The organism is Streptomyces sp. NPDC088387 (assembly GCF_044753385.1).
Lineage (GTDB): Bacteria > Actinomycetota > Actinomycetes > Streptomycetales > Streptomycetaceae > Streptomyces.
Genome location: NZ_JBIVNC010000023.1, coordinates 87,845 through 99,166, shown reverse-complemented (window position 1 = coordinate 99,166; position 11,322 = coordinate 87,845). Strand labels below are relative to the sequence as shown.

General features: G+C 70.3%; 12 protein-coding genes and 2 pseudogenes. 10 read left to right on the top strand and 4 right to left on the bottom strand.

From position 1 onward, the window contains the following. The 4 genes and pseudogenes from ACIQAC_RS38735 to ACIQAC_RS38720 all read left to right on the top strand — a co-directional run. Positions 1-323 (top strand): annotated as a pseudogene (locus tag ACIQAC_RS38735) (hypothetical protein); the annotation flags it as partial. A 218-nt stretch (positions 324-541) separates the two neighbouring features. Further along, positions 542-1,768, top strand: a complete 1,227-nt coding sequence (locus tag ACIQAC_RS38730) for a serine hydrolase domain-containing protein (RefSeq protein WP_402200031.1) — start codon at positions 542-544, stop codon at positions 1,766-1,768. 265 nt (positions 1,769-2,033) lie between these two features. Beyond that, positions 2,034-2,147: pseudogene (locus ACIQAC_RS38725) on the top strand (phenazine biosynthesis protein PhzF); the annotation flags it as partial. Beyond that, complete coding sequence (locus ACIQAC_RS38720) at positions 2,140-2,883, top strand: PhzF family phenazine biosynthesis protein (protein WP_402200028.1); 744 nt, start codon at positions 2,140-2,142, stop codon at positions 2,881-2,883. The pseudogene ACIQAC_RS38725 and the gene ACIQAC_RS38720, both read left to right, overlap by 8 nt. A gap of 92 nt (positions 2,884-2,975) precedes the next feature. Here ACIQAC_RS38720 and ACIQAC_RS38715 read toward each other — a convergent pair whose 3' ends face one another. Further along, positions 2,976-3,092, bottom strand: a complete 117-nt coding sequence (locus tag ACIQAC_RS38715) for a hypothetical protein (RefSeq protein ID WP_402200027.1) — start codon at positions 3,090-3,092, stop codon at positions 2,976-2,978. Between the two features lie 118 nt (positions 3,093-3,210). Between ACIQAC_RS38715 and ACIQAC_RS38710 the strand changes: the two genes are divergently transcribed. From ACIQAC_RS38710 to ACIQAC_RS38700, 3 genes are all read left to right on the top strand, one after another. Beyond that, positions 3,211-3,432 (top strand): integrase, encoded by a 222-nt coding sequence (locus tag ACIQAC_RS38710; RefSeq protein ID WP_402200037.1) that lies wholly within the window; start codon positions 3,211-3,213, stop codon positions 3,430-3,432. Between the two features lie 79 nt (positions 3,433-3,511). Beyond that, positions 3,512-4,423 carry a HipA family kinase gene (locus tag ACIQAC_RS38705; protein WP_402200025.1) on the top strand — a complete coding sequence of 304 codons (912 nt, stop codon included), beginning with the start codon at positions 3,512-3,514 and terminating at the stop codon, positions 4,421-4,423. Continuing rightward, positions 4,423-4,704 (top strand): SelT/SelW/SelH family protein, encoded by a 282-nt coding sequence (locus tag ACIQAC_RS38700; RefSeq protein ID WP_402200023.1) that lies wholly within the window; start codon positions 4,423-4,425, stop codon positions 4,702-4,704. The genes ACIQAC_RS38705 and ACIQAC_RS38700 overlap by 1 nt, the downstream gene beginning before the upstream one ends. Before the next feature lie 68 nt (positions 4,705-4,772). Here the strand turns inward: ACIQAC_RS38700 and aceB are convergent, their stop codons facing one another. Then, entirely contained in the window at positions 4,773-6,395 is a 1,623-nt protein-coding gene (aceB, locus tag ACIQAC_RS38695; protein ID WP_402200021.1) for a malate synthase A, read from the bottom strand. Between the two features lie 214 nt (positions 6,396-6,609). Continuing rightward, positions 6,610-7,212, bottom strand: coding sequence for an NTP transferase domain-containing protein (locus tag ACIQAC_RS38690; RefSeq protein WP_402200019.1), 603 nt, complete (start codon positions 7,210-7,212; stop codon positions 6,610-6,612). A 188-nt stretch (positions 7,213-7,400) separates the two neighbouring features. Here ACIQAC_RS38690 and ACIQAC_RS38685 point away from each other — a divergent pair, with 188 nt between their 5' ends. Further along, a complete protein-coding gene (locus ACIQAC_RS38685) occupies positions 7,401-7,715 on the top strand; it encodes a DUF5955 family protein (protein WP_402200018.1) in 315 nt (104 codons plus the stop codon). Between the two features lie 29 nt (positions 7,716-7,744). Here the strand turns inward: ACIQAC_RS38685 and ACIQAC_RS38680 are convergent, their stop codons facing one another. Then, positions 7,745-8,539 carry an IclR family transcriptional regulator gene (locus tag ACIQAC_RS38680; RefSeq protein ID WP_402200015.1) on the bottom strand — a complete coding sequence of 265 codons (795 nt, stop codon included), beginning with the start codon at positions 8,537-8,539 and terminating at the stop codon, positions 7,745-7,747. Between the two features lie 256 nt (positions 8,540-8,795). Between ACIQAC_RS38680 and allB the strand changes: the two genes are divergently transcribed. Together allB and alc are read left to right on the top strand one after the other, a co-directional pair. Further along, positions 8,796-10,130, top strand: a complete 1,335-nt coding sequence (gene allB / locus ACIQAC_RS38675; protein ID WP_402200012.1) for an allantoinase AllB — start codon at positions 8,796-8,798, stop codon at positions 10,128-10,130. Between the two features lie 39 nt (positions 10,131-10,169). After that, a complete protein-coding gene (gene alc / locus ACIQAC_RS38670; protein WP_402200010.1) occupies positions 10,170-11,300 on the top strand; it encodes an allantoicase in 1,131 nt (376 codons plus the stop codon). Positions 11,301-11,322 lie beyond the last annotated feature (22 nt).

The window sequence follows — 11,322 nt, the reverse complement described above, 5'->3', positions numbered from 1 at the left end:
GCGGCTCGCGGCTCGCGGCTCGCGGCTCGCGGCTCGCGGCTCGCGGCTCGCGGCTCGCGGCTCGCGGCTCGCGGCTCGCGGCTCGCGGCTCGCGGTTATGGTGCTCCTACCGTACTTCAAGCTGCTTGGCAATCCTCGGGCGCGCGAGACGGGTGACCATGCATACGGTAACGAACCACTGGCAGGAGTTGGGGGCCAGGCCATTGTTGATGGACTTCGAACGCGCTTCGGTCGGCCCACTGAAGTGGGGTCTGGTCTCGACCGCGGCGAAGCTCACGACGACCGGTGCCGTCTCGCCGGGGCGATGGAAGGAAATCGTGTAGCCCAATGCGAACTGTTGATGAGTAGCAACTCGTCTTATGGGTCGCGCATCTGAGCCTGTTCGTGATTCTTCCTAATGTTCCATGTTGTCCTTTGTCATCCAATCGAGGCGTTTGACAACGAACCCGGTCGTGGCCAGCGACCCCTAGGTCGTGTCCCGGACCCATTTCCGGGGTGTTCCCGGTGGTGTGGGGGATAGGGCACTTGGTGAGCTGTTCTCATGAGCTTTCAACAGTCCTCTCGTGGACTCCCCATCGCCCTCGCCGTCGCAGCCGTCGCCCTGGGAACGCTCACCGCCGCACCGGCCGGGCCACCCCACCATGCTCCGCCCCGATTACACCCGAACACCCAGACCGCGCACGCGAAGACCCAGGCTGTGCTGAACGAGATCGTCGCGCAGGGCACCCCCGGAGTCATCGCCCAGGTACGAGACGCGCGCGGCGTGTGGGACGGCCAGGCAGGTGTCGGTGACCTGGTCGCCGAGCGGCCGAGGAGCACCGGTGAGAAGTTCCGTATCGCCAGTGTGACCAAGACCTTCACCGCCACGGTGCTGCTCGGGCTCGAAGCCGAGGGCAGGATCTCGCTGGACGACAGCGTGGCGGAATGGCTGCCCGGGGTGGTGCACGGCAAGGGCTACCGGCCCGGGAACATCACCGTGCGGCACCTGCTCAACCACACGAGCGGAATCTTCGACTACAACATGGACGAGGGCTTCCGTGCCCTGTACGCAGGGGACGCGTTCGACCGGAACCGTCACATCAGGTGGTCCCCGGAAGAGCTGGTGGACATCGCGCTCGCCCACCCGCCCAACTTCCAGCCGGAGCAGGGCAGCAGGCCCGGCAGGCCCGGCAGGTGGGACTACTCCGACACCAACTACGTCCTCGCGGGCATGGTCGTCGAGAGGGCCACCGGCGGCACCTACGCGCAGGCGGTCGAGCGTCTGGTCATCCGACCGCTGGGCCTGCGCGGCACGAGCGTGCCGGGCGCCTCACCCCGACTGCCCGCACCGCACGCGAGGCACTACTCCACACTGTTCGAGGACGGGCCGGAGGCGAAAGTGCGTGACGTCACCGAGTTCAGCCCCACCGTCGCCTTCTCCGCCGGGCAGATCATCTCGACCGTCAGGGACGTGAACACCTTCCTGTCCAAGCTGCTGGCCGGTGAGCTGCTGCCGCCCGCCCAGCAGCGGCAGCTGCTCGAATCGGTCCACGTCGACGGGGACAAGGGACACGGTGGTCCGCAGGACCGCTACGGCCTCGGCATACGGCACTTCAAGCTCAAGGAGGGCTGCTGGGCCTGGGGCCACGGCGGCATGATCCCCGGCTCCGCAACCCGGACGCTCGCCTCGGCGGACGGCCGGCGCGTCATGACCATGAACCGCAACGGCGACTGGGGCGAACAGCGACTGGAGGACGCGGCCGTCGAGGCCGAGTTCTGCGAGCGCTGACAGCGCCTGGCCAGCAGCACAGGTGAACTCAACTCTGCGACACAACCCGGGCCGACAGTCGTATCCCGGGTTGCCTGCCCCCCCCGACGACTGCCCGCGCTTCAAGGCGCCCGTCTCACGCAATCCAGACCATGCACCAGCCCTTTGACCTGTGACTTCAAGTTTGGCGGAGGCCCAGTCCACTGATGTGCGAGTGGCCCTGTACCGGCCCGCGGGCGCCAGCTCGGATGGACACCGAATCCGCTGGCACCATGCGAAAGGCTCGATGACCATGCCGCGAACCCGTTCGTTCATGCAGGTCGATGTGTTCTCCGCACAGCCCTACGGTGGCAATCCGGTCGCGGTCGTGCTGGACGGCACGGACCTGGCGGATGAGGAGATGCAGCGTCTGGCGCGCTGGACGAATCTGTCCGAGACCACCTTCGTGCTGCCCCCCCACTGTCGCGGAGGCGGACTACCGGCTGCGGATCTACACGCCCGGGGGCGAGCTGCCGTTCGCGGGGCATCCCACCCTGGGTTCCGCGCGGGCCTGGCTGGAAGACGGCGGCACGCCGCAGCACGCCGACCGGATCGTGCAGGAGCGCACGGCGGGCCTGGTCTCCGTGCGTCGCGGGGACGGCTCGCTTTCCTTCGCGGGCCCGCCCAGGGTGCGCGAAGGCGCCCTCGACGACGCCTATCTGGATCAGATCGTCGCCGCGTTCGGTATCACCCGGGAGCGAGTGCTTGCCCACCAGTGGGTCGACAACGGGCCTGGCTGGGCAGTGGTCCAGCTGGCCACCGCCCAGGACGTCCTCGCTCTCGAGCCCGACCTGTCTCTCATCCCGACCGCGATGGTCGGCGCAATCGGGGCCCACTCCGAGGGATCGTCGCACCACTTCGAGATGCGCACCTTCGCCCCAGGGGCAGGCGTTCCCGAGGACCCCGCGTGCGGCAGCATGAATGCCGGTGTCGGGCAGTGGCTCACCGCCATCGGCGGGGCGCCCTCCGCCTACCGGGTCTCCCAGGGCACCCGGCTGGGACGGGCCGCCAGCATCGAAATCACCGCCGATCCGGACGGCACCGTCTGGGTCAGTGGCGCCACGACGGTGTGCATCCACGGCTCCATCACCGCGTGACATTCCCGCTGTCCGCGCCCGCGCGGCACCCGCCGGCTCCGGTCATGGGACGACCGCCACCGTGGGCCGCCCGGGCCGCGGGCTGCTGGTTGTCACGGAGTGTCGAGTGTCTTCATGATGACGAAGCTGTTGACCGTACCGACGCCGGGCAGGGCAGCCGGCTGGTTGGCGTGGAAATCCTCGTAGGCGGGCAGATCGGCGACTTCCACCTGCCGCAGGAACACCTACGCCTGGAAGCCCGCGTTGGCCAAGGCCGGCATCATCCCGCCCCGCGCCCAGGGAGCAAAGGACTGGCAGTGGGAGGCTGCGCCGAGGGATGGTTTCCACGTGCAGCGGCACACCTACGCCTCGATCATGCTGGAGGCGGGAGAGTCTGTGGTGACCGTGGCCCGGTGGCTCGGGCACTCCTCGCCGGCGATCACCCTCGGTTACTATGCTCACTTCATGCCAGAGGCCGGAAGCAAGGGGCGGACAGCCATTGACGGACTGCTGGGGAGGCAGGGAAATCTGCATGCCGGTCGAAACTCCCCAGATTCTCCCCAGGGCTGATGATAGGCAGTTCCTGCTGTTGGGCGACTCCGGAGGCAACCGTGGATTGCATGGTCAACGAAGTGGACGGCCCGCGAACATGCTGAGAGAGGTCACCGCGACCGAGTACGTCGAGCCCCTGCGCTCCGGCGGCTCCGTACCCGGTCTCGTCGAGGCCGACGACCTGGGTACGTACGTCGTGAAGTTCACCGGCTCCGCGCAGGGCCGCAAGGCACTGGTCGCCGAGGTGATCGTCGGTGAGCTGGCCCGCGCGCTCGGACTGCGCTTCCCCGAGCTGGTCCTCGTCCACTTCGACCCGGCCATCGCCGACAGTGAGCCGCACCAGGAGGTGCGCGAACTGCACCGGGCCAGCGCGGGCGTCAACCTCGGCATGGACTTCCTGCCGGGCGCCGAGGACTTCACGCCCGAGGTGGCCGAGGAGTTCCGCGTGGACTCCCTGGAGGCCGGGCGGATCGTCTGGCTGGACGCCCTCACCGTGAACGTGGACCGTACGATCCACAGCTCCAACCTGATGGTCTGGCCCACACTCGGCACCGTGGAGCCGCGGCTGTGGCTGATCGACCACGGCGCCGCGCTCGTCTTCCACCACCGCTGGGACGGTACGGACCCCGCGAAGCGGTACGACTTCCGCCACCACGCCCTCGGCCGCTACGCGCCGGACGTGCGCGCCGCCGACGCCGAACTGGCCCCGAAGGTCACCGGGGAACTGCTCCGGCGGATCGTCGACGAGGTCCCGGACCCCTGGCTGACGGACGAGCCCGGCTTCGCCACCGCCGACGAGGCGCGTGCGGCGTACGTCGCCCATCTGCACGCGCGCGTGCGGGCCTCGGACGCGTGGCTGCCCACCGACTTCCCCACCCGGGACGAGATCGCCGCCGAGGAGGTCCGCAGGGCGGCGAAGACCCGGCGGGGGCGGCCGAAGTGGCTCCAGCAGGTCCCCGACCTGCACGGCAGACCAACAGTGGAACAGGACGGGACGGTACATCCGTGATGAGCCACCGCGTACAGATCGAGTACTGCACCCAGTGCCGCTGGCTGCCCCGGGCGGCCTGGCTCGCCCAGGAGCTGCTCACGACCTTCGAGACGGAACTGACCGAGCTGGCGCTCAAGCCCGGCACCGGCGGCGTCTTCGTCGTCCGTGTGGACGACGAGGTGGTCTGGGACCGCCGTGAGCAGGGCTTCCCGGAGCCCACGGCGGTCAAGCGCCTCGTACGCGACCGAGTGGCCCCGGGACGCACCCTGGGCCACTCGGACAAGCCCGACAGGGGCTGACGGCGGGACCGGCTCAGCCCTTGAGCCTGCTCATCCCCTGAGCCGCTGCTCAGCCCTTGAGCCGCTGCTCAGCCCTTGAGCTGCTCGTACGCCGGCAGGGTCAGGAAGTCGGCGTAGTCCTCGTCGAGGGCGACGGTCAGCAGCAGGTCGTGGGCCTGCTGCCATCCACCCGCCGCGAAGGCCTCGTCGCCCAGCTCCGCGCGGATGTCCGCGAGTTCCTCGGCGGCCACCTTGCGGGCGAGTTCGGCGGTGACGGTCTCGCCGTTGTCGAGGACCACACCCGCGTTGATCCACTGCCAGATCTGTGAACGGGAGATCTCGGCGGTCGCCGCGTCCTCCATGAGGTTGAAGATGGCGACGGCGCCCATGCCGCGCAGCCACGCCTCGATGTAACGGATGCCCACCTGCACGGCGTTGACGAATCCCGCGTACGTCGGCTTGGCCTCCAGGGAGTCGATCGCGATCAGGTCGGCCGCCTTGACGTCGACGTCCTCGCGCAGCCGGTCCTTCTGGTTCGGCCTGTCGCCCAGGACCCGGTCGAAGGACTCCATGGCGATCGGCACCAGATCGGGGTGGGCGACCCAGGAGCCGTCGAAACCGTCGTTCGCCTCACGGTCCTTGTCGGCGCGGACCTTCTCGAAAGCGACCTTGTTCACCTCGGCGTCCCGGCGGGACGGGATGAACGCGGCCATGCCGCCGATCGCGTGCGCGCCGCGCTTGTGGCAGGTACGGACGAGGAGTTCGGTGTACGCGCGCATGAACGGGGCGGTCATCGTCACGGCGTTGCGGTCCGGCAGCACGAACCTGGCCCCGCCGTCCCGGAAGTTCTTCACGATGGAGAACAGGTAGTCCCACCGGCCGGCGTTCAACCCGGAGGCGTGGTCGCGGAGTTCGTAGAGGATCTCCTCCATCTCGTACGCCGCGGTGATCGTCTCGATCAGGACGGTCGCGCGGACGGAGCCCTGCGGGACGCCGACGTGGTCCTGCGCGAAGACGAACACGTCGTTCCAGAGGCGGGCCTCCAGGTGCGACTCCGTCTTCGGGAGGTAGAAGTAGGGGCCCTTGCCGAGGTCGATCAGGCGCCGCGCGTTGTGGAAGAAGTACAGCCCGAAGTCGACGAGGGCGCCGGGCACCTGCTCGCCGTCCACCTCGATGTGCCGCTCGTTCAGATGCCAGCCGCGCGGGCGCATGACGACCGTGGCCAGCTCCGCCTCGTCCTTCAGGGCGTACGACTTGCCGGAGCCCGCGTCCGTGAAGTCGATGTTCCGTGTGTAGGCGTCGATCAGGTTGACCTGGCCCAGGACCACGTTCTCCCAGGTGGGCGCAGAGGCGTCCTCGAAGTCCGCGAGCCACACCTTGGCGCCCGAGTTCAGGGCGTTGATGGTCATCTTGCGGTCGGTGGGGCCGGTGATCTCGACCCGGCGGTCGTTCAGCGCGGCCGGCGAGGGGGCGACACGCCAGGTGGGGTCCTCGCGGACCTGCGCGGTCTCCGGGAGGAAGTCCAGCGTGGAGGTGCGGGCGATCTCGGCGCGGCGTTCCGCACGCCGGGCGAGAAGCTCGTCACGCCGGGGGGTGAACCGGCGGTGCAGCTCGGCCACGAAGGCGAGCGCCGCGTCGGTGAGAACCTCCTCCTGCCGGGGCAGGGGCTCGGCGTCGACGATGACCGGCGCAGACGGCGCAGGTGCGGACATGAGCTGTCACTTCCTTCAGCGAGCTGCTTCGAGCTACTTGGCGCTACGTGAACGGCACCGCGTGCCTATGGGGGCAAACAGGGCGACCGGCGCCCGGTGAACGGCCGGGCGCTTCTGAACAGTGGATACTAGTTTCCTCATGGTGGAAGTTCAATGGTCTGTTGATGTCGAGATTCTCCGGGTCGAGGCAAGGTGGCGCTCGGTGCCACCCCGCTCACTCAAGGTGGACCAGGTCGGCCTCGGTGTCGATGTCGTACGCGAGGGCCACGTCCCCGCACTCGACCAGCGCGATCTCCCGCTCGTGCGCCCGCAGATAGGCGCGCGCCCCGCGGTCGCCCGTGGCGCTCGCCGCGATGCCGGCCCAGTGCGCCGCCCCGAACAGCACGGGATGGCCGCGTACCCCGTCGTAGGCGGCCGATGCCAGCGAGTCCTCGCTCCGGAACGCGCCGAGCACCCGGGCCACCGCCTCCGGCCCGATCCCGGGCTGGTCCACCAGCGAGACCAGCGCCGCCCGCGCCCCCGTCCCGGCCAGTGACGCGAGCCCCGCGCGCAGCGACGACCCCATGCCCTGCTCCCAGTCGGGGTTGTCGACCAGGACACACCCCGCCAGTTCCGCCCGCTCGCGTACGACGTCCGCACGCGCCCCGAGCACCACATGGACCCGGGTGCAGCCGGCCGCCCGCAGCACACCGGCCGCGTGCTCGACAAGGGGGCGCTCGCGGTACGGGAGCAGCGCCTTGGGGCGCCCGCCGAGGCGCCGTCCGCCCCCCGCGGCGAGCAGCAGACCGGCGACCGGGGATGTGTTCTCAACCGTCATGGGTCCTGCTTACCCGACGCCGGCCCGCCGGGCCGTGCACGCCGGACTGAATTTGTGTCCGCGCGGTGGCGCGGGTGGCGCGGGGTGGCGTTTACTGGCCCGCATCCCCCGGCGCCGACCTCGCTCGCGGGGATGCTCGGCGGGAACACGAAGTGACGGCGCACAACGGCGTGCGTGGGGGGAGAACTGTGTTCAAGAGCTTGGGGCAGAGGCCTGTGACGGGCATTGGCGAGGACCCGAGAGTGGTGGAACTGCGGACCGCGGTGTCCAGACTGCGGCGCGAACTCGCCGCCCACCCGGCCGAGTTCCCCGACCGCGGCATCGCGGAGGACGAACTCGCGGCACTGGCCGCGATGATCGGCTACGGCACCCCGGAAACCCCCCGCTTACGCCGCTCCCTGCTTCTCATCGCCGCCGCCATCGGCTCGGTCAGCGCCCTGTCGAGGGGCCTGTCGGAGGTGCGGGCGGCGGTGGACCTCTTCGGAGAGACCCCGAGGGGCTGACCCGCGTCGCGGGGTGAACGCGGCGCCCTCTACGCCGGGTTCTGGCTCGCCAGCACCCGGGACAGCTCCAGGGCGGTCTGCTGGAGCACCGGCACGATCCGCTCGGTGGCGTCCTCGGTGACCCGGCCCGCGGGCCCGGAGATGGAGATGGCCGCCGCGGTGGGGGAGTCCGGCACGGACACGGCGAGGCACCGCACGCCGATCTCCTGCTCGTTGTCGTCGACGGCGTACCCGTCCTTCCGCACCTCCTCCAGCGCGGCGAGGAACCCGTCGGCCGTGGTGATCGTCTTGTCTGTCGCGGCGGGCATCCCCGTACGGGAGAGCAGCGCCCGCACCTCCTCCGGCGGGAAGCCGGCCAGCAGGGCCTTGCCCACGCCCGTCGAGTGCGGCAGCACCCGGCGCCCCACCTCGGTGAACATCCGCATCGAGTGCTTCGACGGCACCTGCGCCACGTAGACGATCTCGTCGCCGTCGAGCAGCGCCATGTTCGCCGTCTCGCCGGTCTCCTCGACCAGCCGGGCGAGATAGGGGCGGGCCCAGGTGCCCAGCAGCCGGGACGCCGACTCGCCGAGGCGGATGAGCCGGGGGCCGAGCGCGTACCGCCGGTTGGGCTGCTGGCGTACGTAGCCGCAGGCCACCAGGGTGCGCATCAGCCGGTGGATGGTCGGCAGCGGCAGCCCGCTGCTCGCGGAGAGTTCGCTGAGCCCGACCTCGCCGCCCGCGTCCGCCATCCGTTCCAGCAGGTCGAAGGCGCGCTCGAGGGACTGGACGCCGCCGCTGGCGGACTTGGCGGAGTCGGTGGTGCTGGCGCTGGACGTCGGCACGGCGCGTTCCTTTCGGGCTGGCGGAAGGGCAGAAGCCTACCCGGCAGCCGGTTGACTCCCCGGTGGTGCGTAGCTACGTTCTGCCTGCTGGAATTCTAATTCCGCTTTGTGGAAACGTCCAGGGTGGATGCGCGCGGTGCACTGTGGAGAAGTGTGCCCTTGACGGAGCCCTGGAGGGAGTGAAGACTCCAACGGGAGATTCAACAAAACGTTGAAGCCCATGCGGGGCAGGAATCCGCGGCAGAGAGGGGTCCGGGTGTCCGACGCTGAACTGGTGCTGCGCTCGACGCGCGTCATCACACCCGAGGGGACGCGCGCCGCGTCCGTCACGGTCGCGGCCGGCAGGATCACGGCCGTACTCCCGTACGACGCCCCCGTCACGGCGGACCGCGTCGAGGATCTCGGCGACCACGTCCTGCTGCCCGGCCTCGTCGACACCCACGTGCACGTCAACGACCCGGGCCGCACCGAGTGGGAGGGCTTCTGGACCGCCACCCGCGCGGCGGCGGCCGGCGGCATCACGACCCTCGTCGACATGCCGCTCAACTCCCTCCCGCCGACCACCACGGTCGACAACCTGCGGGTGAAGCAGCGGGTGGCCGCCGACAAGGCCCATATCGACGTCGGCTTCTGGGGCGGCGCGCTGCCCGGCAACGTGAAGGACCTGCGTCCGCTGCACGAGGCCGGGGTCTTCGGCTTCAAGGCGTTCCTCTCGCCGTCCGGCGTGGACGAGTTCCCGCACCTGGACCAGGACCGGCTCGCCCGGTCCATGGCGGAGATCGCCGGGTTCGGCGGACTGCTCATCGTGCACGCCGAGGACCCGCACCACCTCGCCTCGGCACCCCAGCACGGCGGTCCCAAGTACGCCGACTTCCTCGCCAGCCGCCCGCGCGACGCCGAGGACACCGCGATCGCCACCCTCGTCGAGCAGGCGAAGCGGCTCAACGCGCGCGTACACGTACTGCACCTGTCGTCGTCCGACGCGCTGCCGCTGATCGCCGCCGCACGCGCCGCGGGTGTCCGCCTCACCGTGGAGACCTGCCCGCACTACCTGACCCTGACGGCGGAGGAAGTGCCGGACGGGGCCAGCGAGTTCAAGTGCTGCCCGCCGATCCGCGAGGCCGCCAACCAGGACCTGCTCTGGCAGGCGCTGGCCGACGGCACCATCGACTGCGTGGTCACGGACCACTCCCCGTCCACGGCCGACCTCAAGACGGACGACTTCGCCACGGCCTGGGGCGGCATCTCCGGCCTCCAGCTGAGCCTGCCCGCCGTCTGGACCGCGGCCCGCGAACGCGGCCACGGCCTGGAGGACGTCGTCCGCTGGATGTCCACGCGTACGGCCGCCCTCGTCGGCCTGGACGCCAAGGGTGCCGTCGAACCCGGCCGCGACGCCGACTTCGCGGTCCTCGCCCCCGACGAGACCTTCACCGTCGACCCCGCCGCCCTCCAGCACCGCAACCGGGTCACCGCCTACGCCGGACGCACCCTGTACGGCGTGGTGAAGTCCACCTGGCTGCGCGGCCAACGCATCGTCTCGGACGGCGAGTTCACCGAACCCAGGGGGCGACTCCTCACCCGGACCCACTGAATCCCACCCACCGAGCCCGGAAAGGCAGAACTGATCACTGTGACGGCCCAGCAACCATCCTCGGAGGCGACTTTCACCGGCGACGCGAGCCCCTACGGAGGCGGTGACCCGTACGCGGACTACCGCACCGCCGACCTCCCCTTCACCCAGTACGCCAACCTCGCCGACCGCCGGCTCGGCGCCGGGGTCGTCGCCGCCAACGACGAGTTCTTCGCCCAGCGCGAGAACCTCCTGGTGCCCGGACGCGCCGAGTTCGACCCCGAGCACTTCGGGCACAAGGGCAAGATCATGGACGGCTGGGAGACCCGCCGCCGCCGTGGCGCCTCGGCCGGGCACCCGTGGCCGACCGCAGAGGACCACGACTGGGCGCTCGTCCGGCTCGGCGCGCCCGGTGTGATCCGCGGCATCGTCGTCGACACCGCCCACTTCCGCGGCAACTACCCGCAGGCGGTGTCGGTCGAGGCCACCTCGCTGCCCGGCTCCCCGTCCCCGGAGGAGCTCCTCGCCGACGACGTGAAGTGGACAACGCTCGTTCCGCGCACAGCGATCGGCGGGCACGCGGCGAACGGGTTCGCGGTGGCGGTGGAACAGCGGTTCACCCACCTCCGCGTCAACCAGCACCCCGACGGCGGCATCGCCCGCCTGCGGGTGCACGGCGAGGTGCTCCCCGACCCCGCATGGCTGGCCGCGCTCGGCACCTTCGACGTCGTGGCACTGGAGAACGGCGGCCAGGTGCAGGACGCCTCCGACCTCTTCTACTCCCCGGCCACCAACACCATCCAGCCGGGCCGCTCCCGCAAGATGGACGACGGCTGGGAGACCCGCCGCCGCCGCGACCGGGGCAACGACTGGATCGGCTACCGTCTCGCCGCCCAGTCGCGGATCCGCGCGATCGAGATCGACACCGCGTATCTGAAGGGCAACAGCGCCGGCTGGGCGTCGGTGTCCGTGAAGGACGGCGAGAACGGCGAATGGCGCGAAATCCTCCCGCGCACCCGCCTCCAGCCCGACACCAACCACCGCTTCGTCCTGGACACCCCGGCCGTGGGCACCCACGCGCGCGTGGACATCTATCCGGACGGCGGCATCTCCCGCCTCCGCCTCCACGGCGACCTGACCCAGGCAGGCAGCACGGAACTGACGTCCCGCCACCAGGAGTTGAACGGCTGAGCGCGACTCCTTCGAACGCCGG

Excerpts from the sequence above, each read along its gene's own strand:
- ACIQAC_RS38730 (WP_402200031.1), top strand. The coding sequence starts at position 542 with ATGAGCTTTCAACAGTCCTCTCGTGGACTCCCCATCGCCCTCGCCGTC.
- ACIQAC_RS38720 (WP_402200028.1), top strand. The coding sequence starts at position 2,140 with ATGAGGAGATGCAGCGTCTGGCGCGCTGGACGAATCTGTCCGAGACCA.
- ACIQAC_RS38705 (WP_402200025.1), top strand. The coding sequence starts at position 3,512 with ATGCTGAGAGAGGTCACCGCGACCGAGTACGTCGAGCCCCTGCGCTCC.
- ACIQAC_RS38700 (WP_402200023.1), top strand. The coding sequence starts at position 4,423 with ATGAGCCACCGCGTACAGATCGAGTACTGCACCCAGTGCCGCTGGCTG.
- aceB (WP_402200021.1), bottom strand. The coding sequence starts at position 6,395 with ATGTCCGCACCTGCGCCGTCTGCGCCGGTCATCGTCGACGCCGAGCCC.
- ACIQAC_RS38690 (WP_402200019.1), bottom strand. The coding sequence starts at position 7,212 with ATGACGGTTGAGAACACATCCCCGGTCGCCGGTCTGCTGCTCGCCGCG.